The sequence below is a fragment of the Scandinavium sp. NPDC088450 genome (assembly GCF_044900545.1).
In the GTDB taxonomy this organism is placed as follows: Bacteria; Pseudomonadota; Gammaproteobacteria; order Enterobacterales; family Enterobacteriaceae; genus Scandinavium.
The window spans coordinates 1-24,452 of record NZ_JBJDNI010000021.1; the positions used below are offsets into that span (position 1 = coordinate 1).

A 24,452-nucleotide genomic window follows, 5' to 3' on the forward strand; every position below is an offset into this window, starting at 1 on the left:
TGACCCCATGCCGAACTCAGAAGTGAAACGCCGTAGCGCCGATGGTAGTGTGGGGTCTCCCCATGTGAGAGTAGGGAACTGCCAGGCATCAAATTGAAAAACCTGAACAGTCTTCGAGGCAGTTCACTACTCGATGAGAGTAGGACAAAAGCGAATGCTTTTGAATGTTGCAGAGCAACAGCCCGAAGGGTGAGTCACAAAGTGACTCATAAACTGCCAGGCATCAAATAAACAAGAAAACCTCATGCGAAAGCATGGGGTTTTTTTGTTATCTGTTGTTTGCAGGAACAGGGTTACACACTGTCCCTGCACAGATTTTCCACACCCCACCCACAGAGTTATTCACAAGCCTTTCCTGTCGGCAGGCTTCAGTTTTCCCCTTGATAACGCAGATGCAGCAGCGGATAAGGTCTACCGTGATCGTCTGTTGCTGAATGCCCAGTGACCACGAACCCCATTCTTTTATAGAAACCAACCGCTTGATCGTTTTGCTCATTCACATCCGTTGTCAGTGATGACGTGAGCGAAAGAGCGTGGTGAATCATCATCCGTCCAAGCCTTGCCCATGAACATCTGGATCAACAAACAGCGCATCCATATGGCTATCTGACAACAGCATGAAGGCGACTGGCGTATCATCGGTCGCCACGGCTACCCAAAGCGGTGCGTCGGGTACAAAATGCCTGACCTGAATCTCAATCTCTTGCCGGTCTGCTACCGTTAAAAAGGCGTGTGTCGCATCAACGGCACGACACCAGACGTTAATCAGCTTGTCTGCATCTTCCTTGCGAGACTGGCGTATTGTGAATGTCATTCTTTCTCCTTGCTGTTTTGCTTATTCTACCACTGGCAGTGGACGTGAAACTTTCTCACCTTTCACATGCAGACTCGACATTTTGCCGATTCCTGGTTATCGTCAGCTATCTGGATGTCTAAACGTTTAAACGTATGCTGTGAGGTAATAAGGTTATGCCGATTCGGGTGCAGGACGAGCTACCAGCCGTCAATTTCTTGCGGGAAGAAAACGTCTTCGTGATGACGGCTTCTCGCGCGACAAATCAGGAAATTCGTCCGCTGAAGGTGCTGATCCTCAACCTGATGCCAAAGAAAATCGAGACGGAAAACCAGTTTCTGCGCCTGCTCTCCAACTCACCGTTGCAGGTTGATGTCCAGTTGCTCCGCATTGATGCCAGAGAATCACGGAATACGCCCACGGAGCACCTGAACAATTTCTACTGCAACTTCGAAGACATCTGCAACGATAATTACGATGGTCTGATTGTGACGGGTGCCCCGCTGGGTCTGGTGGAATTTAACGATGTCGCCTACTGGCCGCAAATCCAGCAGGTACTGGAATGGGCCAAAGATCACGTTACCTCGACGCTTTTCGTCTGTTGGGCGGTGCAGGCTGCGCTGAATATTCTGTATGGCATTCCGAAGCAAACCCGCACTGAAAAGCTTTCTGGCGTCTATGAACACCACATTTTGCACCCACACGCCTTACTGACCCGCGGGTTTGATGATTCCTTCCTGGCTCCTCATTCACGTTATGCAGATTTTCCTGCTGCACTGATTCGTGATTACACTGACCTGGAGATCCTGGCCGAAACAGAAGACGGTGATGCTTATCTGTTTGCCAGCAAAGACAAGCGAATTGCCTTCGTGACGGGTCATCCTGAGTACGATGCGCATACGTTGGCCAGTGAATTTTTCCGTGATGAAGAGGCCGGGCTTTCCCCGGAAGTGCCTTACAATTACTTCCCGCAAAACGATCCGCAAAATAAACCCCGGGCCACCTGGCGTAGTCATGGAAACCTGCTGTTCATTAACTGGCTGAACTATTACGTCTACCAGATCACACCATACGATCTGCGCCATATGAATCCTACCCTGGAGTAATCCTCCACTCTCGCGATCGTAAAGCGATTCAGCACTCCATATCAGGCACCTTCGGGTGCCTTTTTTATTTCCGAAAACCCTCTCCAGACACACTAAAACTTTAATTTCTTTGTTATCAAAAAGTTATGTGAAAGTTAATTTAAAAATGGAAATTGTTTTTGATTTTGGATAATTATTGCGTAGGCTTAAATCGAGCTGAACGAAAACCATCCAACGATCTCAGGTCGCACTGGGAAGTGACCAGAGATCAATAACGAGGAGCTGCGCAATGACACAACAGGCAACCACCATCGAAGAACTGGCCTTCAGCCAGCCGTTTGGCGAGCAGGAGCAGCAGATCCTGACGCCCGAAGCCGTTGAATTTCTCAATGAGCTGGTGACCCGATTTACGCCGAAGCGTAACAAGTTGCTGGCAGCACGCATTCAGCAACAGCAAGAGATTGACGATGGCAAGTTGCCTGATTTTATTTCGGAAACCGATTCCATTCGCAATTCGCAGTGGAAGATTCGCGGGATCCCTCAGGATTTACTGGACCGTCGCGTTGAGATCACCGGGCCCGTTGAGCGCAAAATGGTGATTAACGCGCTGAATGCTAACGTTAAAGTCTTCATGGCTGATTTCGAAGATTCGCTGGCACCCAACTGGCATAAGGTCATCGACGGACAGATCAACCTGCGTGATGCCGTGAACGGGACGATCAGCTATACCAACGAAGCCGGGAAAATCTACCAATTGCAACCCGATCCTGCGGTACTGATCTGCCGTGTTCGTGGCCTTCATCTGCCTGAAAAGCACGTCACCTGGCGTGGGGAAGCGATCCCCGGCAGCCTGTTTGATTTCGCGCTCTATTTTTTCCACAACCACGAAAGCTTACTGGCTAAAGGCAGCGGCCCTTATTTCTATCTGCCCAAAACGCAGGCCTGGCAGGAAGCGGCCTGGTGGAGCGAAGTGTTCAGCTACACAGAAGATCGCTTCAGCCTGCCACGCGGAACGATCAAGGCAACGCTGCTGATAGAAACACTGCCAGCGGTCTTCCAGATGGACGAGATCCTGCATGCGCTGCGTGATCATATCGTCGGTCTCAATTGTGGCCGCTGGGATTACATCTTCAGCTACATTAAAACCCTGAAAAATCACCCTGACCGCGTGTTGCCGGACAGGCAGGTCGTGACGATGGATAAGCCGTTCCTCAGCGCCTATTCACGTCTGTTGATCAAGACCTGTCACAAGCGCGGGGCTTTTGCGATGGGCGGCATGGCTGCGTTTATCCCGAGCAAAGAGAGCGAGCGTAATAGTTGGGTGCTCAACAAGGTGAAAGCAGACAAAGAGCTGGAAGCGAAAAATGGCCACGACGGCACCTGGATTGCGCATCCTGGGCTGGGGGACACGGTGATGGGCGTGTTCAACACTGCGCTGGGCGAGCAAAAGAATCAGCTCTCTGTCACGCGTGAAGAAGACGCGCCGATTACCGCCGAGCAGCTGTTGGCTCCCTGCGAGGGCGAACGCACCGAAGAAGGCATGCGCGCCAATATTCGCGTGGCGGTGCAATACATTGAAGCCTGGATCTCCGGTAATGGCTGCGTACCGATTTACGGCCTGATGGAGGATGCCGCAACCGCTGAGATCTCCCGAACCTCTATCTGGCAATGGATCCACCACCAGAAAACGCTCAGTAACGGCAAACCGGTGACCAAAGCCTTGTTCCGCCAGATGCTAGCCGAAGAGTTAATGGTTGTGCAGGACGAGCTGGGCGAGCACCGCTTCAGCAGCGGTCGCTTCGATGAAGCGGCGCGCCTGATGGAACAAATCACCACCTCTGATGAACTCGTTGATTTCTTAACGTTGCCTGGCTATCGCCTGCTGGCTTAACCCACCTCAAAACAATAATGGAGCACTCGCCAATGAAAACCCGTACCCAACAAATCGAAGAAGTACAACAGGAATGGACAAACCCACGCTGGGAAGGCATTCGCCGTCCTTACAGCGCGGAAGAGGTGGTGAAATTACGCGGCTCGGTGAACCCGGAATGCACGCTGGCGCAGCGTGGCGCGGCGAAAATGTGGCGTCTGCTGCATGGCGAATCAAAGAAAGGTTACGTGAACAGCCTCGGTGCGCTCACCGGCGGGCAGGCACTGCAACAGGCGAAAGCAGGCATTGAGGCGATCTACCTCTCTGGCTGGCAGGTGGCGGCGGACGCCAACCTCGCGTCCAGCATGTATCCCGATCAATCGCTCTACCCGGCGAACTCCGTGCCGTCAGTGGTGGATCGGATCAACAACACGTTTCGTCGTGCGGATCAGATCCAATGGGCATCCGGCATTGAACCAAACGATCCGCGTTTTGTGGATTACTTCCTGCCGATCGTGGCTGATGCGGAAGCTGGCTTTGGTGGCGTACTGAATGCCTTTGAACTGATGAAGTCGATGATTGAAGCCGGAGCGGCAGCCGTTCACTTCGAAGATCAGCTGGCTTCAGTGAAAAAATGCGGCCACATGGGCGGTAAAGTGCTGGTGCCAACACAAGACGCCATTCAGAAACTGGTTGCTGCGCGCCTGGCGGCGGATGTGCTTGGTGTGCCAACGCTGCTGATAGCCCGTACAGATGCTGATGCAGCGGATTTGATCACTTCCGATTGCGACCCGTACGACAGCGAATTTATCACCGGCGAGCGTACCAGCGAAGGGTTCTACCGTACCCGCGCGGGTATTGAGCAGGCTATCAGCCGTGGTCTGGCTTACGCGCCGTATGCAGATTTGGTGTGGTGTGAAACCTCCACGCCGGATATCGATCTGGCACGCCGCTTCGCTGAAGCTATTCACGCAAAATACCCGGGTAAGCTGCTGGCGTACAACTGCTCGCCATCGTTTAACTGGCAGAAAAATCTCGATGACAAAACCATCGCCAGCTTCCAGCAGCAACTCTCAGAGATGGGCTACAAATACCAGTTCATCACTTTGGCGGGTATCCACAGCATGTGGTTCAACATGTTCGACCTGGCGCACGCCTATGCACAAGGTGAAGGCATGAAACACTATGTCGAGAAGGTACAACAACCTGAGTTTGAGGCTGGAAAACAGGGCTATACCTTTGCTTCTCACCAGCAGGAAGTGGGCACCGGCTACTTCGACAAAGTGACCACCATTATTCAGGGCGGCGCCTCTTCCGTCACGGCGCTCACCGGGTCCACGGAAGAGTCGCAGTTCTGAGCCTGCATGTGTTTTCCCCCTCTCCCTGGGGGAGAGGGTTGGGGAGAGGGGGAAATGCATTAGCCGTTGCTACCTGAGGGGAAATTATGCCGCGTGGCCTGGAGTTACTGATTGCCCAAACCATCCTGCAAGGCTTTGACGCGCAGTATGGTCGCTTTCTGGAAGTCACTTCCGGCGCGCAGCAGCGCTTTGAACAGGCTGACTGGCACGCGGTGCAGCAGGCCATGAAACAGCGTATTCATCTCTACGATCACCACGTGGGGTTGGTGGTTGAGCAACTGCGCTGTATCACCGACGGCAAAAGTCCTGATGCGGATTTTTTGCTGCGGGTCAAAGAGCACTACACCTCGCTGTTGCCTGATTATCCTCGCTTTGAAATTGCCGAAAGCTTTTTTAACTCTGTGTATTGTCGGTTATTTGACCACCGCTCGCTGACTCCCGAGCGGCTTTTTATCTTCAGCTCTCAGCCTGAAGGGCGCTTTCGCACGATCCCTCGTCCATTAGCGAAAGATTTTTATCCGCATAAAGGCTGGGCAGCCTTGTTCAATCAGGTGCTGAGTGATTTGCCGCTGCGGCTGCCGTGGCAGGACAACGTGCGTGATATTGCCTACATCGTGGCGCATCTGACCGAAACGTTTGGTTCGCAGCAGCTGGCCGATTCGCATCTGCAAGTGGCGAACGAGCTGTTTTATCGTAACAAAGCGGCATGGCTCGTCGCTAAGCTGCACACGCCTGATGGCATGGTGCCGTTGCTGATGCCGATTCATCGCAGCGATGAGGGCGAATTGTTTGTCGATACCTGCCTGACAACCAGCGCCGAGGCCAGCATTGTGTTTGGTTTCGCCCGCTCTTATTTCATGGTGTATGCCCCGTTGCCGGCGGCGCTGGTCGAATGGCTGCGCGACATTTTACCGGGCAAAAGCACTGCCGAACTGTATATGGCGATTGGTTGCCAGAAACATGGCAAAACGGAAAGTTATCGTGAATACCTGACCTGGATAAGTAACACCGACGAGCAGTTTATTGAAGCGCCAGGGATACGCGGCATGGTGATGCTGGTGTTCACGCTGCCCGGTTTTGACCGGGTGTTTAAGGTGATTAAAGACCGTTTTGCGCCGCAGAAAGAAATGACGGCGACGCATGTGCGCGCCTGTTATCAGCTGGTCAAAGAGCACGACCGCGTAGGTCGCATGGCGGATACCCAAGAGTTTGAAAATTTCGTGCTGGAGAAACGGCAGATTTCTCCCGCGCTGCTCGATTTACTCTGGCAGGAAGTGCCGCAGAAAATCACCGATTTGGGCGACCGCATTGTTATCAGCCATCTCTATATTGAACGCCGGATGGTGCCGCTGAATCTGTGGCTTGAGCAGGTGAACGGGCAGCAACTGCGCGATGCGGTGGAAGAATACGGCAATGCGATTCGCCAGCTTGCAGCGGCTAATATTTTCCCCGGCGATATGCTGTTTAAGAACTTTGGTGTCACGCGCCATGGGCGAGTGGTGTTCTATGATTACGACGAAATTTGCTATATGACCGAAGTGAATTTCCGCGACATCCCGCCGCCGCGCTATCCGGAAGATGAGCTCGCCAGCGAGCCGTGGTACAGCGTCTCACCGGGTGATGTGTTCCCGGAAGAGTTTCGCCACTGGCTGTGCGCTGATGCGCGTATCGGGCCACTCTTTGAGGAAATGCACGCGGATTTACTGCGAGCGGATTACTGGCGCGGCCTGCAGACGCGCATTCGCGAAGGGCATGTCGAGGATGTGTTTGCTTACCGAAAATATCAGCGTTTCTGTATTCGATTTGGTGCCTGATGGCGGCTGCGCGAGGTAAACAGCAAGGCCTTCTTTTTGAAGAAGGCCTTTAGTGTTTGCGCCCTCTCCCCGTGGGAGAGGGTCGGGGAGAGGGCATCAGGCTGCACGTTTCTTAACGCATCCCACCATAAGCCAGCGTCACTTCTTTCGCCGCCTTAATCACCAGCGCACCCAACTCGGTCACGCGGTCATCGGTCATACGTGAAATTGGCCCGGAAATGGAGATCGCCGCAAACGGCTCGCGGTGCTCATCGTAAATACATGCCGCCAGACAGCGCAGACCCAGCGCGTGTTCTTCATCGTCAAACGAATAACCGCGTTTACGCGTCAGTGCCAAATCTTCTTTCAGATGCACGGGCGACACTAGCGTGGCGTGTGTATAAGCGTGCAGCCCTTTGCGGTGCAGTAACCCGCTTACCTGTTCGTCGTTCAACTGAGACAGAAACGCTTTACCGGCTCCGGAGGCGTGCATCGGCAGCTTGCCACCAATCGGCGCGGACATACGCATCAGTTGGGTGCACTGAACCTGGTCGATGATAATCGCCTGATGATCGCTCTGGTCGAGCACCGCCAGGTTCACTGTCTCGCCGGAGTCTTCCATTAATTTGCGCAGAATCGGGTGCACGATAGCCAGCAGGTTGCGGCTTTGCAGGAAGCTGCTGCCGACAATGAAAGCATGTGCGCCCACCGTCCAGTGGCCTAAATCGCCTACCTGGCGTACAAATCCGAGCTGCTGCATCGTCGTCAGCAGGCGATGTGTTGTGGAATTTGGCAGGCCAGCCTGCTGCGCCAGTTCAGTTAACGCGACATCACCGTGAGATTCGGCGATGGATTCAAGAAGTTTGAGGCCACGAGTTAAGGACTGAACCTGACCAACCGCCGGAGCGGCTGCAGCAGGGGCGGGTTTTCTGCCGCGTTTGGCGGGCGTGGTTGTAACCATGATGGCCTCCGTTTCTGTATCGTGGAAATCATTTTCGTTTTATCTGATTATAATGCAACCGCTTTCAGAACTGATCGGAGCAGTGGTCCTGAACATCTCTCATGTTCATGCCGGCTCTCTTTTCCGCACTGGCTGAATATGCCACTATGGCCTGATGAGAAGAGCGTTGTCGGGAGTCCGTGTGAGCACCATCGTGAAGCAGTTACACCAACAATTAAAAGACAGAATTCTGGTTCTGGACGGCGGCATGGGCACCATGATCCAAAGCTATCGCCTGAACGAAGAAGATTACCGTGGTGAGCGTTTTGCCCAATGGTCCAGCGACCTGAAGGGCAACAATGACCTGCTGGTGCTGACTCAACCGGACATCATCGCCGCCATCCACAACGCCTATTTTGAGGCTGGGGCGGATATCGTCGAAACCAACACCTTCAACTCCACCACCATCGCGATGGCGGATTACGAGATGGAGTCGCTGTCGGCGGAGATTAACTTCGAAGCCGCGAAACTGGCGCGCGCCTGCGCCGATGAGTGGACAGCCCGCACGCCAGACAAACCACGCTATGTCGCAGGCGTGCTTGGCCCAACCAACCGTACCGCGTCGATTTCCCCTGATGTGAACGACCCGGCGTTTCGTAACGTCACGTTTGATCAACTGGTCGTTGCCTACCGCGAATCCACCAAAGCGCTGGTGGAAGGGGGCTCAGATCTGATTCTGATTGAAACCGTCTTCGATACGCTCAACGCCAAAGCGGCCATCTATGCGGTGAAAGAAGAATTTGAAGCGCTGGGCGTCGAGTTGCCGATCATGATTTCCGGCACGATCACCGATGCGTCTGGCCGTACGCTCTCCGGGCAGACGACTGAAGCATTCTACAACTCACTTCGCCATGCGGACGCGCTCTCTTTCGGCCTTAACTGTGCGCTGGGGCCAGATGAACTGCGCCAGTATGTGCAGGAACTGTCTCGCATTGCCGATTGCTACGTGACAGCGCACCCCAACGCCGGTCTGCCAAATGCGTTTGGTGAATACGATCTTGATGCCGACACCATGGCGCTGCAAATTCGCGAATGGGCGGAAGCCGGGTTCCTGAATATTGTGGGTGGCTGCTGTGGCACCACGCCAGAACATATCGCGGCGATGAGCCGTGCAGTGGCTGGCCTTGCGCCACGTAAGCTGCCAGAAATTCCCGTAGCTTGTCGTCTGGCTGGCCTTGAGCCGCTGAACATTGGCGACGACAGCCTGTTTGTGAACGTCGGTGAACGTACCAACGTGACAGGGTCTGCCAAATTTAAGCGGCTGATTAAAGAAGAGAAATACAGCGAAGCGCTGGATGTGGCGCGTCAGCAGGTCGAAAGTGGCGCGCAGATCATCGACATCAACATGGATGAAGGGATGCTTGACGCCGAAGCGGCGATGGTGCGTTTCCTCAACCTGATTGCCGGTGAGCCGGATATCGCACGTGTGCCGATCATGATCGACTCCTCAAAATGGGACGTCATCGAAAAAGGCCTGAAGTGTATTCAGGGCAAAGGCATCGTGAACTCCATCTCGATGAAAGAAGGGGTGGAAGCGTTTGTCCAGCACGCGAAAAAGGTGCGTCGTTACGGCGCGGCTGTGGTGGTGATGGCGTTTGATGAAGTCGGTCAGGCCGATACCCGCGCGCGTAAAATCGAAATCTGCCGCCGTGCCTATCAAATTCTGACGCAAGAAGTTGGCTTCCCGCCGGAAGATATCATCTTCGACCCGAATATTTTCGCTGTCGCAACCGGCATCGAAGAGCACAACAACTACGCGCAGGACTTCATCGGCGCGTGTGAAGATATCAAACGTGAATTGCCACACGCGCTGATTTCCGGCGGTGTGTCCAACGTGTCGTTCTCTTTCCGGGGTAACGATCCGGTGCGCGAAGCGATTCACGCTGTGTTCCTCTACTACGCCATCCGTAACGGCATGGACATGGGGATTGTGAATGCCGGGCAGTTGGCGATTTACGACGACCTTCCTGCCGAACTGCGCGAAGCAGTAGAAGATGTGATCCTCAATCGCCGCGATGACAGTACAGAACGTCTGTTAGACCTGGCAGAGAAATACCGTGGCAGCAAAACCGATGAAGCGGCGAACACTCAGCAGGCCGAATGGCGCAGTTGGGAAGTGAAAAAGCGCCTCGAATATTCATTGGTTAAAGGCATCACAGAGTTTATCGAGCAGGACACTGAAGAAGCCCGCCAGCAAGCCTCACGCCCGATTGAGGTGATTGAAGGCCCGTTGATGGACGGCATGAACGTGGTCGGCGACCTGTTTGGTGAAGGGAAAATGTTCCTGCCCCAAGTGGTGAAATCCGCCCGTGTGATGAAACAGGCAGTTGCGTATCTCGAACCGTTTATCGAGGCCAGCAAAGAGAAAGGCCAGACTAACGGCAAGATGGTGATCGCCACGGTGAAAGGCGACGTGCATGACATCGGCAAGAACATCGTTGGCGTGGTGCTGCAATGTAATAACTACGAGATTATCGATCTTGGCGTGATGGTGCCGACGGATAAAATCCTCAAAACCGCACGTGAAGTGAACGCCGACCTGATTGGCTTGTCCGGGCTTATCACGCCGTCGCTGGATGAAATGGTCAACGTGGCAAAAGAGATGGAACGTCAGGGCTTCACCATTCCGCTGCTGATTGGCGGGGCAACCACTTCTAAAGCGCACACGGCAGTGAAAATCGAACAGAACTACAGCGGCCCGACAGTTTACGTGCAGAACGCCTCGCGTACAGTAGGCGTGGTGTCGGCACTGCTTTCGGCAACACAGCGTGATGACTTTGTCGCCCGCACTCGCCAGGAATACGAAACGGTCCGTATCCAGCACGCACGCAAAAAACCGCGCACGCCGCCAGTTTCTTTGCAGGCAGCACGCGATAACGATCTGGCTTTCGACTGGGAAAACTACACCCCGCCCGTGGCGCACCGCTTGGGCGTGCAGGCGGTCAACGCCAGTATCGAAACGCTGCGTAACTACATCGACTGGACGCCGTTCTTTATGACGTGGTCGCTGGCGGGCAAATATCCGCGCATCCTTGAAGATGAAGTGGTCGGCGAAGAAGCGAAGCGTCTGTTTGCCGATGCCAACGAAATGCTCGATAAACTCAGCGCCGAGAAAACCCTGAATCCGCGTGGCGTGGTGGGCTTGTTCCCGGCCAACCGCGTCGGTGATGATATCGAGATTTACCGCGATGAAACCCGTACTCACGTGCTGACGGTCAGCCATCATCTGCGTCAGCAAACGGAAAAAGTTGGGTTTGCCAACTACTGCCTGTCTGACTTCGTCGCGCCAAAAATTTCCGGTAAAGCGGATTACATTGGTGCGTTTGCGGTAACAGGCGGCCTGGAAGAAGATGCCCTGGCAGAAGCGTTCGATGCGCAGCACGATGATTACAACAAAATCATGGTCAAAGCGGTGGCGGATCGTCTGGCAGAAGCGTTTGCCGAATATCTGCATGAGCGCGTGCGTAAGGTGTATTGGGGTTATGCCGCCAATGAAAACCTGAGCAACGAAGAGCTGATTCGTGAAAATTATCAGGGTATCCGTCCGGCACCGGGCTACCCGGCCTGCCCGGAGCACACCGAGAAAGCCACGATTTGGGAGCTTCTGGATACGGAAACGCACACTGGAATGAAGCTCACTGAATCTTACGCCATGTGGCCCGGCGCTTCGGTTTCAGGCTGGTACTTCAGTCATCCTGACAGCAAATATTACGCAGTGGCACAGATTCAGCGCGATCAGGTCGAGGATTACGCTCGCCGTAAAGGCATGAGCGTGGCGGAAGCCGAACGCTGGCTGGCACCTAACCTCGGCTATGACGCTGATTAAGTCATCTTTTCTTACAACAAACAGGGCACCGTAACGGTGCCCTGTCTCTTTCTACTGCAATAACTCATATACTTAAGCTATTGGCATCCTGCCTCATGGCACTCATTGCCCGGTGGCGCTAACGCTTACCGGGCCTACAAACTGACCTAAAGCTTATTGTAGGCCGGGCAAACGCAGTGCCGCCCGGCAGAGGCTCCAAAGGAAAACCTATAACGATAAGGAGAACAAACATCCATGCTGATACTGTTACACCTGCTTTCTGCTATCGCCCTGCTGGTGTGGGGCACTCATATCGTCCGTACCGGCGTCATGCGCGTTTATGGCGCGCGTCTGCGTACTGTTCTTAGCCGTAGCGTCGAGAAGAAACCGCTCGCCTTCTGCGCGGGCATCGGCGTGACTGCGCTGGTGCAAAGCAGCAACGCCACCACCATGCTGGTCACCTCGTTTGTGGCGCAGGATCTGGTCGCGCTCACGCCTGCTCTGGTGATTGTCTTAGGCGCTGATGTGGGTACCGCGCTGATGGCGCGAGTCCTGACGTTCGACCTCTCGTGGCTGTCGCCGCTGCTGATTTTTGTCGGCGTCATTTTCTTCCTCGGCCGTAAGCAAACGCGTGCAGGCCAGTTGGGGCGCGTGGGCATCGGCCTTGGGCTGATTTTGCTGGCGCTGGAACTGATTGTTCAGGCCGTCCACCCGATTACCCAGGCCAATGGCGTGCAGGTGATTTTCGCCTCGCTGACGGGCGATATCATGCTGGATGCGCTGATTGGCGCGCTGTTCGCGGTGATCACCTACTCCAGCCTTGCCGCTGTGCTGCTGACGGCCACGTTAACGGCAACGGGCGTGATTTCCTTCCCTGTCGCGCTGTGTCTGGTGATTGGTGCCAACCTCGGTTCTGGCCTGCTGGCGATGCTCAACAACAGCGCAGCCAATGCCGCTGCTCGCCGTGTTGCGCTAGGAAGCCTGCTGTTCAAGTTGGTGGGGAGCCTGATTGTGCTGCCGTTCGTGCATATTCTGGCGGACAGCATGGCCAAACTGCCGGTGGCTAAATCGGAACTGGTTATCTATTTCCACGTGTTCTACAACCTGATCCGCTGCCTGGCGATGGTGCCGTTTGTTGATCCGATGGCGCGCTTCTGTAAACGCATCATCCAGGAAGTGCCGGAACTGGATGCCCGCCTCAAACCAAAACATCTCGACCCGACGGCGCTCGATACGCCAACGCTGGCGCTCGCCAATGCCGCACGTGAAACGCTGCGTATAGGTGATGCGATGGAAACGATGATGGACGGTCTGCGCAAAGTGATGCACGGCGAGCCGCGTGAAGAGAAAGAGCTGCGTAAAATCGCCGATGACGTGAACGTGCTGTATACGGCAATTAAGCTCTATCTGGCGCGAATGCCGAAAGATGAGTTGGCGGAAGAGGAATCTCGTCGCTGGGCGGAAATCATCGAGATGTCGCTCAACCTTGAACAGGCGTCCGATATCATCGAGCGCATGGGCAGTGAAATCGCGGATAAATCGCTGGCTGCACGCCGGGCGTTTTCGGTTGAAGGTCTCAAAGAGTTGGATGGCCTTTTCGAACAACTGCTCAGCAACCTACAACTGGCGATGTCGGTGTTCTTCTCCGGCGACGTCGACAGCGCTCGTCGCCTGCGCCGCAACAAGCATCGCTTCCGCATCATGAACCGTCGTTACTCGCATGCGCACGTTGACAGGCTGCATCAGCAAAACGTGCAGAGTATCGAAACCAGTTCGCTGCACCTCGGCTTGCTGGGCGATATGAAGCGTCTGAACTCCCTGTTTTGTGCCGTGGCCTACAGCGTGATGGAGCAACCGGACGAAGACGACGATCGCGACGACTATTAACCCCTCCACATCAGGTCGATAGCTGTTTTCTAAGGCTATTGGCCTTTGCTATAGTTCGCCTTCTACAGGAGAGACTATGCTGCCGAACTCATCAATTCGATTAAACAAATACATCAGCGAAAGCGGGATCTGCTCGCGTCGTGAGGCTGACCGCTACATTGAGCAAGGGAACGTGTTTATCAACGGTAAACGCGCGACCGTTGGCGACCAGGTGTCCGTGGGCGACGTGGTGAAAGTGAACGGTCAACTGATTGAACCGCGTCAGGAAGACGACCTGGTGTTAATCGCGTTGAACAAACCGGTCGGTATCGTCAGTACGACGGAAGCTGGCGAAAAAGACAATATCGTCGATTTCGTCAACCACAGCAGCCGTGTGTTTCCGATCGGTCGCCTCGACAAAGATTCTCAGGGGCTGATTTTCCTCACCAACCACGGTGACCTGGTAAACAAAATTCTGCGTGCCGGCAACGATCACGAGAAAGAATATCTGGTGACAGTGAACAAACCCGTCACCGATGAGTTCATCGTGGGAATGGGCAAAGGTGTGCCGATCCTCGGAACGGTGACGAAGAAATGTAAGGTGAAGAAGGAAGCTGCATGCACCTTCCGGATTACCCTGGTGCAGGGCTTGAACCGTCAGATCCGCCGTATGTGCAAACATTTCGGTTTTGAGGTGACCAAGCTGGAACGTGTGCGCATCATGAACGTCAGCCTGAAAGGATTGCCGCAGGGGGAATGGCGCGATCTGACGGACGACGAACTGATAGAACTGTTTAAGCTGATTGAGAACTCGTCTTCACAAGCGGAGCACGAGAAAGTGAAACCCAAGGCAAAACCGAAAGTTGCCGCCACACCGGCGAAAAAACCTGCCAGCAGCAGCGGAAAGAACATGGCAAAAACACCGGCAGAAATGGCGAACAAGAAGCGTTTTACCGCGCCGGGTCGCAAGAAGAAAGGGCGTTGAGTTCCTGAGAACACTGCCCGGCAGCACCTTGTTTGCGCGGGCATTGCCGGGGGCGACTACGCCTGACCCGGCTGGAAAATGTGATTACCTTCTGCCGCGCACATGCGTGCTGGCTGTCCACGAAAACGTCGCTTCTTTATCCACTTTATAAGCCTGCTTTTTCTTCAACTGGCGGGCTTTCTTCGCTTCGGCTTCCCGTTCTGCCATCAGCTTGTCGATGTACTCTTTCTTTACATGATTCGTTTCAGCGTTAGTCAGCGGGCGCCCGTGCGCGATCCGGGCACGGTCGAGGAGGGTTTTCAGCTCGCGTTGCTCTTGCTCGGTCATGTCCTGCTGGGTCAGACGTGGAGTTGCCATGCTGTATTCCTCTGGTGGAGTAACCGTGTCTTGCTTACGGAAGTGCCTCAGTATTCTTGATTGCCAGCTCAAAGCCCAGCGCTTTCATCACTGCCAGGGTGGTTTTTAAGGTCGGATTGCCCTTATCGCTGAATGAGCGGTAAAGCTGCTCGCGTGAAAGCCCGGTTTCAGCAGCGACAGCGCTCATCCCTTTGGCTCTGGCCACGATGCCCAGAGCCTGGGCGATATAGTTAGCATCGCCGGTTTCCAGGGCATCGTTCATGAAAATGGCGATGCATTCATCATCGACCAGCGCATCGGCAGGATCGTAGATGGTCAGTTTATTCATAAGGGAGAGCCTCGTTGGTTTCGTAAATTTTGGCCAGGTATTTTGCAGCGACGATATCGCTGCTTTGGCGATTTTTTTCACCACCACAGAGCAGCAGGACAATGGCATCGCTTCGTTGCTGAAAATAAATGCGATAACCAGGGCCAAAATGAATACGCAATTCGCTGAGACCATCACCGATGGGTTTTGCATCACCCACCAGTCCATTTGCCAGCCGCATAAGACGAGCGGCAATAAGCGCCTTTACTCGATGATCTTTGAGCTGATATTCCCACTTTTGAAACGCAGTGGTTTGCAGAATCGTTTTCACATCCGCTCCTTGTATTTTATAAACTACATAAAATAGTGCAAGGAATAACCGCGAGGATGAAGTACGAATCGGGACAAAAAGACCTCTGAAGGATCAATCCTGATAACGGCTCGAAGAATATTGCAACGGGGGTTTTATTGCAGGCGTGGCTTGCGATGAAGCCACGCCATTGGGGATCAACTCTCTTTCGCGACAGCCACTTTCGATTTCTCGACCGGCTTACCAGACCAGTAGCCTGCCAACAGCGAGCCGGAAAGGTTATGCCATACCGAGAACAGCGCGCCAGGCAAGGCGGCGAGCGGGCCGAAGTAGATTTTCCCCAGCGCGGCGGCCAGGCCGGAGTTCTGCATCCCAACTTCAATCGCCAGCGTGCGGCAGGTGGACTCGTCGAAGCCGAACAGGCGTCCTCCCCAGTAGCCGCCGAGCAGGCCAATCGTGTTATGCAGGATCACCGCGATAATCACCACGAAGCCAACCGAGGCAATGTGTGAGGCGGAACCTGCCACCACGGCGCTGATGATGGCCAAAATGCAGATCATCGAAAAAGCGGGCAGATACGGTTCGACAGCTTTCACCACGCGTGGCAGCAAATGATGCACCACCAGGCCTAACGCAATCGGGATCACCACGATTTGCAGAATGCTCAGCAGCATGCCCATCACATCGACCTGAATGTGGGTGTCGACATACAAGCGCGTCAGCAACGGCGTCGCGATAACGCCGACCAGTGTGGAAACGGACGAGATTGTCACGGACAGCGCCACATCACCTTTTGCCAGGAAGATCATCACATTGGACGCAGTCCCGCTGGCAACGCTGCCGACCAGCACCATCCCGGCAGACAGTTCTGGCGGCATATGGAACAGCATCGCCAGCAGCCATGCCGCGAGAGGCATCACCAGATAGTGCAGAAAAATCCCCGCTGCCACGGGCGCAGGGCGTGACAGCACACGTTTGAAATCATCGAGTTTCAGGTGCACGCCCATGCCAAACATGATCAGCATCAGCAGCGTAGTGACCCACGGGCCAATCGGTGTGAAGGTGGTTGGTGTCTTGTAAGCGAGGACGGAGAGCAGCACGGCCCATAACGGGAATAGCCGCGTCAGCAGAGATAACATAGTGTTTTCCTTTAATGTGTTGTGTGTCTTATAGGTATAAAAAAGCCGGGTTCGAGCCCGGCCTTAGATATTGTTTATCCTGCGAAGGATTTTTATTCAAACAAATTGTGATGAAGTTTTTGCACGACTTCTTCTGCCTCTGCGCCTGGCACCAGGAAGCAGAGGTTATGGCTTGATGCGCCATAGCAAATCATGCGGATGTTGAACGGTTCAAGCACGCCAAACACCTCTTTACCCACGCCACAAGCTTTCGACAGGTCGTTACCAATCAATGCGACCAGCGCCAGGTTCTCTTCCACTTCCACGCGGCACAGGGCGGACAACTCAATCAGCAAGGATTGCGTCAGCAGCATATCGCTGGTGGCTGTTGAACCGGTGGTGTCCAGCGTCAGCGCGATGCTCACTTCTGAAGTGGTGATCAAATCGACGGAGATATTATGGCGCGCCAGAATGCCGAAGACTTCCGCAAGGAACCCGCGGGAATGCAGCATATTCAGGCTGTGCAGCGTCAACAGCGTTTGCTTGCGGCGCAGTGCCAGCGCACGGAACAGCGGCGGGTTTTCGGTTTTATTACACACCAGCGTACCGCCCGCTTTAGGATCTTTGCTGGACCCTACAAACACTGGAATATCGCTGCGTACGGCAGGCAGCAGGGTTGCCGGATGCAGGACTTTCGCGCCGAAAGTCGCCATTTCAGCGGCTTCTTCAAAGGCGATTTCATCGATGCGTTTTGCCGCTGGCACGACGCGTGGATCGGTGGTGTAAATCCCTGGGACATCTGTCCAGATATCAACACGAGTCGCGTGCAGCGCTTCGCCCAACAGCGCTGCGGTGTAATCGCTGCCGCCGCGGCCAAGTGTGGTAGTGCGGCCTTTGGCTTCGCTGCCGATAAAGCCCTGGGTGATCACCAGGCCTTCCGCCAGACGCGGGGCCATCTGCAATGTAGCCAGTTCTGACAATGCAGCCACATCGGGTTCAGCGCGCCCGAAGCGGTCGTTGGTACGCATGATTTTGCGCACATCAAACCATTGTGCCTGAACGTCACGCTCGCGCAGGATTTCAACAAACAGCAGGGTGGACATCAGCTCGCCGTGGCTGACCAGTTCGTCAGTCAGGGCGGTCGATGTTGCCAGTGAAGCGGCTTCTGCCAGGGTGGTGATATTTTCCAGCAGGCGCTCAACTTCTTCACGAATCACATTGGGATTGCGCAGACGTTCGAGAATATCGAACTGGATTTTGCGCAGAGCATCGAGTTTCACGAACCGCTCGGTCGCTTCCAGGCCTTCGGCCAGAGCAACCAGCAAATTGGTGACGCCTGCGGAGGCAGAAAGCACAACCAGACGAACCGAAGGATCGGAAAGCACCACATCGGCACTGCGGTTCATGGCGGTGTAGTCGGCGACGCTGGTTCCGCCAAATTTGGCTACAACGAGCGGGGAAACTGCATGTGTCATAACAACCTCGTGTCAGGGGATTACATTCTCAGCCATGGCACAAGGGAAGAGCGGGAGGGCAGACGTAGAGGGCTACAGTTCACCCAGAAGCGCTCCACCTTGCGAAGCGCCCGACTGTGGGTCACTTCCGGTGACAGCCCAGAGGATTCAGCCCCTGTAGCCGATAGTGAACACTGCCAGATGCTCTGCTATCTCGGCATCGCTCCCCCTAAAGTGTTGTCTGCGGACTGGCTCCTCAAACACTTCGCCTGGGCGATGCTCCTCTTCTGGCCTGCGCACGCGAGCGCGCAGGTAGGGTTTAATAAATAAAGGGTTCCGGGGGGTGTTGTCAACGATCCGATGATGGTGATTTTTCACTTTCCACTATTGCCACCAGCGTACAGGGCGATGGTGGGGTCATTGTGCTGTTCAGCGGGATAAGCGCACCATCCTCTTTGCGGGCAAAAAGCGGCGTAGCGCCAGGGTTAACGTTGAGATAATCCATCCAGCCAAAGTTCTCATTCAGACGGGTAACTTTGACGGCCGCGCCTTTGGCAATCAGGCTACTGAGCCGCGCCCATGTCATCTCTGCATCAAATAACTGTTCATGGCGAGTTTCTTTTTCGCTGCGGCCTTTCGTCGCCGGACCCGTGCGAATCGAAAATACCCGGTTTTCCCCGAAGATATGCCGGAAATGCAGCGCAGAAAGCGCATTTTGATGACGGTTTGGCGACAGGGCGATCACCTGACGGGTGTCACTCAGATTGAGGTAGTTTTCTGCATGCTCAGACCAGACGTTGCCGTAATAGGTCGGCAGGCCTTCCATACGGGCAAGGCGATAATATTCCCAGCTGTTGTCGCTGAGCTGCACCGGAATATCGAGCTTTTTCAACGCCTGGGCTATCGTCCTTGCCACCGTATTGGCACCCACAATTAACACGCCACGCGATTTACGCTGCTGCACGCCAAGCCAGCGCGCCAGGCGACTGCTGGTGAGACTTTGCAGAACGACAGTCCCGATGATTATCGCAAACACCACCGTCACGATTTGGTCGGCTCCGTCGTAGCCATTTTTTTGCAATGTCAGGGCGAACAACGAGCTGACGGCGGCGGCCACAATGCCTCGCGGCGCAATCCAGCACAGCAGCAGTTTTTCGCGCCAGCGTAAGGTTGAACGCCAGGTTGAGGCGATAATACAGAGCGGACGGGCCACAAACTGCACCACCAAAAGCAGCACCAACAGAGGCCAGCCCATTGACCACAGAGCCTGAATATCCAGACGTGCCGCCAGAATGATAAACAAGGCTGAGAGTAATATCGCCGACAGTTCTTCTTTAAACTCGACGATATCGGCGGTTTCCACTTCCCGCATGTTGGCAAGCCAGATGCCCAGCACAGTCACTGCCAGCAGGCCAGACTCATCTGCCAGCGTATTAGACAGGCCAAACGTCAGCAGGACAAGGGCCAGCACCGCGAAGTTTTGCAGATAACCGGGTATCCAGCCGCGTTTGAGCGCATTGCCTAAAAACAGGCCAAACACTGCGCCTGTGGCGAGACCGACAACCAACGTTTGTGCCAGCATGATAAGCAGATGCAGCCACGTCCCGCTTTGTTCCTGCAGTGTAATAAACTCAAACACCAACAGAGTGAAAATGGCGCCCACAGGGTCGATAACAATCCCTTCCCAACGCAGCACCTGGTTGATGGCGGCAGTCGGGCGTACAACGCGCATCAGCGGGGCGATCACGGTAGGGCCTGTGACCACGGTGACTGCGCCAATCAGGGCGGAGATTTGTGGTGTCAGACCCAAAATTCCCCAGCAGGCCAGGGAGATAACCGCGAAGGTTATCAACATGCCGACAGTCACTAAATTACGCACCACGCCGCCAAGCCCGCGAATTTCATCAAAACGCAGCGTCAGCGCACCTTCAAACAGGATGATGGCCACCGCCAGCGAGACCAGCGGGAAAAGCAGTGAGCCAAACAGTAAGTCTGGCTGGAGAATATGCAGCGCAGGGCCTATCAACACGCCAATGAGCAGCAGCGGCAGGATGGCGGGAAGGCGAAGCCGCCAGGCCAGCCATTGGGCCAGCAGCGAAGCGATAGCGATGATGACCAGCAGAAAAGGGACCGGCAATTCCATTCTTTTTCTTTCTTCCTCAGAAACGTGGGCCTCGGTGATTTGCCCATTCGTGTAGTGCTCTGAGTATAAGCAGCGCTGGCGCAGACAGCGTAACGTACAAAGGTGAGAAAACACCTAATGACACAAAAATCATCACAAAAACCGTCGCAGGCGCTACAATCGACCGAAGTCACAATTCTCAAATCAGAAGAGTATTGCTATGAAAAACATCAATCCAACGCAGACCTCTGCCTGGCAGGCATTACAGAAACACTACGATGAAATGAAGGACGTGTCGATCGCCGACCTGTTCGCGAAAGATGGCGATCGTTTCGCCAAGTTTTCCGCGACGTTTGACGATTTTATGCTGGTGGACTTCTCCAAAAACCGCATTACCGAAGAGACACTGAGCAAACTGCAGGCGCTGGCGAAAGAGACAGAGCTGGCCGACGCTATCAAATCCATGTTCTCTGGTGAGAAGATCAACCGCACTGAAGACCGCGCGGTTCTGCACGTTGCCCTGCGCAACCGTAGCAATACCCCGATTATTGTTGACGGCAAAGACGTGATGCCGGAAGTGAATGCGGTTCTTGAGAAGATGAAGCATTTCTCCGAAGCGATCATTTCTGGAAGCTGGAAAGGTTACACCGGCAAAGCGATTACTGACGTGGTGAACATCGGTATCGGCGGTTCTGACCTCGGCCCGTTCATGGTGACCGAGGCGCTGCGTCCGTACAAAAACCACCTGAATATGCACTTTGTCTCTAACGTCGATGGCACTCACATCGCCGAAGTGCTGAAAACCGTTAACCCAGAAACCACGCTGTTCCTGGTGGCGTCCAAAACCTTCACCACTCAGGAAACCATGACCAACGCCCACAGTGCGCGTGACTGGTTCCTGAAAACCGCCGGTGACCAGAAGCACGTGGCGAAGCACTTCGCGGCGCTCTCTACTAACGGTAAAGCGGTGGGTGAGTTCGGCATTGATACCGCCAACATGTTCGAGTTCTGGGACTGGGTCGGTGGCCGTTACTCTCTGTGGTCTGCAATTGGTCTGTCGATCATCCTGTCTGTTGGTTTCGACAACTTTGTTGAGCTGCTCTCCGGCGCACACGCGATGGACAAGCACTTCTCCACGACCGCTCCAGAGAAAAACCTGCCAGTGCTGCTGGCGCTGATTGGTATCTGGTACAACAACTTCTTTGGTGCAGAAACCGAAGCCATCCTGCCGTACGACCAGTACATGCACCGCTTTGCGGCGTACTTCCAGCAGGGCAACATGGAATCCAACGGCAAATACGTTGACCGTAACGGCAACGCGGTGGATTACCAGACTGGCCCAATCATCTGGGGTGAGCCAGGCACCAACGGTCAGCATGCGTTCTATCAGCTGATTCACCAGGGCACCAAAATGGTTCCTTGTGATTTCATCGCACCGGCCACGACCCACAACCCGCTGTCCGATCACCATCCGAAGCTGCTGTCTAACTTCTTTGCGCAGACTGAAGCGCTGGCGTTCGGTAAATCACGTGAAGTGGTTGAGCAGGAATACCGTGACCAGGGTAAAGATCCGGCCACGCTGGAAAACGTGGTGCCGTTCAAAGTGTTCGAAGGCAACCGTCCAACCAACTCCATCCTGCTGCGCGAAATCACGCCGTTCAGCCTGGGTGCGTTGATTGCCCTGTATGAGCACAAAATCTTCACTCAGGGCGCGATCCTCAACATCTTCACCTTCGACCAATGGGGCGTTGAGTTAGGTAAACAGCTGGCCAACCGCATCCTGCCAGAGCTGGGCGATGACAAAGACGTCAGCAGCCACGACAGCTCTACCAACGGTCTGATCAACCGTTACAAAGCCTGGAAATAAACTGCGGAGCTTCCCCTCTCCCTAACCCTCTCCCGCGGGGAGAGGGAACCGACTTGTGCGGTTTTGGGCTTTCTCCCTCTCCTTTTGGAGAGGGCCGGAGAGAGGGGAACAGCCCGAACAGGTTTTGGACTTCTCCCTCTCCCTTTGGGAGAGAGCAGGGGAGAGGGGATTAAACCGCACCAAACTCACCATTACCCAATCCGCAAACTCCCAACCCCCAGCAGCTTCGCGATAGCTTCAATTTTCTCCCCAACGTGACCCATGCCGATGGCGCAGTGATGCGCAGGCCCACCTTCGCACCAACGACGGGTAAACTCGCGAGCAGACAGTGAAAAACGGTAATGGCTGTTGGTATTGCCGATATCCAGTACTTCACCCTTCACGGCTTCACCTTCTGCATATTGCAACGTCACGCTCCCGTCGCGATGTTCCACAACAGACAGGAACGTTACCGGGCCGGTTTTCACCGTCATCTGAATCGAGACGCCTTTGCCGGGCTTGCCGTGATAAACCGGTAAAGGCACCAGCCGGACTTTATCCGCCGACATCAACGGATGCGCTGGCCCATCGTGGCCCCACTGCACCGTCTGATGTTCAAAGTCGATGCCGTAAGGCTCAGAGAAGGAGCCTCCGGCTTTCAGCAGGCTGAGGATTTTCATCGCAATGACGTTTTTGATTTCGCATTCGCCCGCCACCGGAATATCTCGCTCGGTGAGCAAAGTGTTGCCGAGGATAACTGAAGTAATGATGTTCTCCTGCGGCGACCCGGCACTGCCTTCGTAGTAATACGCCATTCCGCCAAGCTGGTGGCGTTCCGCCAGTTTATCCAGTGCAACAGAGGTTGCGATGGCTCGCTGTAACTCATATTCCTCACAAGCGGGGTCAACATTCAGCGTGCGATAAACCTGTTCGCGTTTCTGGCTGCGCAGCTCTTCGGTGATGGCCGGTAATATTTCGGCCAGTTCGCAGATCTCCAGCACTTTAAAGCGCACGCCAAATTTCGCCGACAGGTTGGTCATGTCCGAATACACGTCGTACATGCCGTTGTAGTAATGCCCCATCACACCGATGTTCGTGCGTTTCAGGGCGTTAACGGTTGAGGCCGCCGCCAGCCAGGCGTCAATTTCTTGCCAGGCTTCGGCATCATCCAGATAGCCTGGAACCAGCGAGTAGCCGATATTCGCGCGCTGGAAAACGTTCACCAGTTCTGGTGCGCTACAGGCCTGACAATGTGCCAGCCATTGCCCGGTGCGTTCTCCGCGATCTTCACGCTGGTTGATGGTGGCGCAAGGCACTTTCTTTTCAGGCTGCAAGGCCAGGATCAGCACCGGGACGTTCAGTTGCTGCACCAAAGGAAGCACCGTTGAGCTCAGCGCATAAGTGGTGATGTAAAGCACCAACGCATCGACATTCTTGCTGGCGAACAGCGCCGTGGCGTTATCCATCGTTTGCGAACTGTCGACCAGACCACCGTTCACCACGGCGACTTCACGGCGTTGTAACTGGCTATCGACCTGATTCAGATAACCTTCAAGCTGCTCTCGCAGGCCATCAAACTGCGGCCAGTAGGTTTCTAATCCAATCCCAAACAGACCCACGGTGAATGCTTTCATCCCAACCTCTTATCAGAAAAATGGCAGATATCACCACTGTACTGAGTGAGACAGGGCAAAACCTGTTCCTGATGGACATCCGGGAGAAAGGAATGGCAAGGATTTCGAGGAAGGGAATATCACGATCGCAAAAAGGCATTCAGGCTATTTTCCGGGCCTTCCGGGCTTAATGATGTCATTAATTACCCATTTAAAATACAAGGAATAAAGTTGTTTTACGGTGATGAGGTTAATCCTAAAAAAGCCTGTGATGATTTCTGCATATTTTGATTTTTAAGATTATCTTGAGGGTGTGAATTTTTCATATCATTGATATTTTTGATTTTAATTATTAATGAATAATTTGAAATAATGATTTTTTCTCATTATCCGAAAACCCTCTTGCTTATTTCCTGAGCCCTAATTCGACCGTTTTACTTGTGTATACTCGATGACGCCTGAATATCTCAGGTGACACTCCATTCATTCAACCAATGAAGGGAAATAGCAATGAAAAAAGTACTGTGTGGCATTTTTGCCATTTCTGCGCTTGCGGCGGCTTCAGCTTATGCCGATCCGGTGGAAACCGGTGAGGCGGCAGGGGCGGCAGCGACGTCGGTCTCTGCGGGCAGTTCCGCCGCAACCAGCGCCAGCGCCGTAAGCTCGGCCGTGGGGGTCGCACTGGCGGCGACCGGTGGTGGTGATGGCTCCAATACCGGAACCACGACCACAACAACCACAAGTACCCGCTAAGTCTTACGGGTCATTAA

Annotated in this window: 17 protein-coding genes, 1 rRNA gene, 1 pseudogene and 1 riboswitch; of the genes and pseudogenes, 10 read left to right on the plus strand and 9 right to left on the minus strand. The window is 54.3% G+C overall.

From position 1 onward, the window contains the following. A 5S ribosomal RNA gene (gene rrf / locus ACI2I2_RS17150) occupies window positions 1–87 on the plus strand; the annotation flags it as partial. 281 nt (window positions 88–368) lie between these two features. On the opposite strand, the pseudogene ACI2I2_RS17155 reads toward rrf, so the two are convergent. Continuing rightward, a pseudogene (locus ACI2I2_RS17155) lies at window positions 369–814 on the minus strand (acetyltransferase). 155 nt (window positions 815–969) lie between these two features. On the opposite strand from ACI2I2_RS17155, the gene metA reads away from it, so the two are divergent. The 4 genes from metA to aceK all read left to right on the plus strand — a co-directional run bounded on the left by metA (window position 970) and on the right by aceK (window position 6,920). Next, entirely contained in the window at window positions 970–1,899 is a 930-nt protein-coding gene (metA, locus tag ACI2I2_RS17160) for a homoserine O-succinyltransferase (protein ID WP_330986077.1), read from the plus strand. A gap of 268 nt (window positions 1,900–2,167) precedes the next feature. After that, the gene (gene aceB, locus ACI2I2_RS17165; RefSeq protein ID WP_404658984.1) at window positions 2,168–3,769 is read left to right on the plus strand and encodes a malate synthase A; all 1,602 of its coding nucleotides are present in this window, start codon (window positions 2,168–2,170) and stop codon (window positions 3,767–3,769) included. A 32-nt stretch (window positions 3,770–3,801) separates the two neighbouring features. Beyond that, window positions 3,802–5,106 carry an isocitrate lyase gene (gene aceA, locus ACI2I2_RS17170; RefSeq protein ID WP_404658985.1) on the plus strand — a complete coding sequence of 435 codons (1,305 nt, stop codon included), beginning with the start codon at window positions 3,802–3,804 and terminating at the stop codon, window positions 5,104–5,106. A gap of 86 nt (window positions 5,107–5,192) precedes the next feature. Continuing rightward, window positions 5,193–6,920 carry a bifunctional isocitrate dehydrogenase kinase/phosphatase gene (aceK, locus tag ACI2I2_RS17175; RefSeq protein ID WP_404658986.1) on the plus strand — a complete coding sequence of 576 codons (1,728 nt, stop codon included), beginning with the start codon at window positions 5,193–5,195 and terminating at the stop codon, window positions 6,918–6,920. Between the two features lie 112 nt (window positions 6,921–7,032). Here aceK and iclR read toward each other — a convergent pair whose 3' ends face one another. Continuing rightward, the gene (gene iclR, locus ACI2I2_RS17180) at window positions 7,033–7,860 is read right to left on the minus strand and encodes a glyoxylate bypass operon transcriptional repressor IclR (protein WP_404658987.1); all 828 of its coding nucleotides are present in this window, start codon (window positions 7,858–7,860) and stop codon (window positions 7,033–7,035) included. Between the two features lie 181 nt (window positions 7,861–8,041). Here iclR and metH point away from each other — a divergent pair, with 181 nt between their 5' ends. The 3 genes from metH to rluF all read left to right on the plus strand — a co-directional run bounded on the left by metH (window position 8,042) and on the right by rluF (window position 14,555). After that, the gene (gene metH / locus ACI2I2_RS17185) at window positions 8,042–11,725 is read left to right on the plus strand and encodes a methionine synthase (RefSeq protein ID WP_404658988.1); all 3,684 of its coding nucleotides are present in this window, start codon (window positions 8,042–8,044) and stop codon (window positions 11,723–11,725) included. A gap of 234 nt (window positions 11,726–11,959) precedes the next feature. Further along, window positions 11,960–13,591 carry a Na/Pi cotransporter family protein gene (locus tag ACI2I2_RS17190; protein ID WP_404658989.1) on the plus strand — a complete coding sequence of 544 codons (1,632 nt, stop codon included), beginning with the start codon at window positions 11,960–11,962 and terminating at the stop codon, window positions 13,589–13,591. A gap of 76 nt (window positions 13,592–13,667) precedes the next feature. Next, on the plus strand, window positions 13,668–14,555 hold the full coding sequence (gene rluF, locus ACI2I2_RS17195; protein WP_404658990.1) for a 23S rRNA pseudouridine(2604) synthase RluF: 888 nt from the start codon (window positions 13,668–13,670) through the stop codon (window positions 14,553–14,555). Between the two features lie 84 nt (window positions 14,556–14,639). On the opposite strand, the gene ACI2I2_RS17200 is transcribed toward rluF, so the two are convergent. The 6 genes from ACI2I2_RS17200 to ACI2I2_RS17225 all read right to left on the minus strand — a co-directional run bounded on the left by ACI2I2_RS17200 (window position 14,640) and on the right by ACI2I2_RS17225 (window position 20,244). Further along, complete coding sequence (locus ACI2I2_RS17200) at window positions 14,640–14,912, minus strand: DUF3811 domain-containing protein (RefSeq protein ID WP_404658991.1); 273 nt, start codon at window positions 14,910–14,912, stop codon at window positions 14,640–14,642. A gap of 34 nt (window positions 14,913–14,946) precedes the next feature. Next, window positions 14,947–15,240 (minus strand): addiction module antidote protein, encoded by a 294-nt coding sequence (locus ACI2I2_RS17205; RefSeq protein ID WP_404658992.1) that lies wholly within the window; start codon window positions 15,238–15,240, stop codon window positions 14,947–14,949. Then, on the minus strand, window positions 15,233–15,550 hold the full coding sequence (locus ACI2I2_RS17210) for a type II toxin-antitoxin system RelE/ParE family toxin (protein WP_404658993.1): 318 nt from the start codon (window positions 15,548–15,550) through the stop codon (window positions 15,233–15,235). The genes ACI2I2_RS17205 and ACI2I2_RS17210 overlap by 8 nt, the downstream gene beginning before the upstream one ends. Before the next feature lie 176 nt (window positions 15,551–15,726). After that, entirely contained in the window at window positions 15,727–16,668 is a 942-nt protein-coding gene (gene panS / locus ACI2I2_RS17215; protein WP_404658994.1) for a ketopantoate/pantoate/pantothenate transporter PanS, read from the minus strand. 92 nt (window positions 16,669–16,760) lie between these two features. Further along, entirely contained in the window at window positions 16,761–18,122 is a 1,362-nt protein-coding gene (gene lysC, locus ACI2I2_RS17220) for a lysine-sensitive aspartokinase 3 (RefSeq protein WP_330986062.1), read from the minus strand. A 79-nt stretch (window positions 18,123–18,201) separates the two neighbouring features. Further along, window positions 18,202–18,396, minus strand: a riboswitch (Lysine riboswitch). Between the two features lie 54 nt (window positions 18,397–18,450). Next, on the minus strand, window positions 18,451–20,244 hold the full coding sequence (locus tag ACI2I2_RS17225; RefSeq protein ID WP_404658995.1) for a cation:proton antiporter: 1,794 nt from the start codon (window positions 20,242–20,244) through the stop codon (window positions 18,451–18,453). Window positions 20,245–20,443: 199 nt separating this feature from the next. Here ACI2I2_RS17225 and pgi point away from each other — a divergent pair, with 199 nt between their 5' ends. Continuing rightward, entirely contained in the window at window positions 20,444–22,090 is a 1,647-nt protein-coding gene (pgi, locus tag ACI2I2_RS17230) for a glucose-6-phosphate isomerase (RefSeq protein ID WP_404658996.1), read from the plus strand. A gap of 191 nt (window positions 22,091–22,281) precedes the next feature. On the opposite strand, the gene ACI2I2_RS17235 is transcribed toward pgi, so the two are convergent. Beyond that, window positions 22,282–23,703: an arabinose isomerase gene (locus ACI2I2_RS17235; RefSeq protein WP_404658997.1), complete on the minus strand. Its 1,422-nt coding sequence runs from the start codon at window positions 23,701–23,703 to the stop codon at window positions 22,282–22,284. Between the two features lie 489 nt (window positions 23,704–24,192). On the opposite strand from ACI2I2_RS17235, the gene yjbE reads away from it, so the two are divergent. Continuing rightward, entirely contained in the window at window positions 24,193–24,435 is a 243-nt protein-coding gene (gene yjbE, locus ACI2I2_RS17240; protein ID WP_404658998.1) for an exopolysaccharide production protein YjbE, read from the plus strand. The last annotated feature ends 17 nt before the right edge of the window (window positions 24,436–24,452 follow it).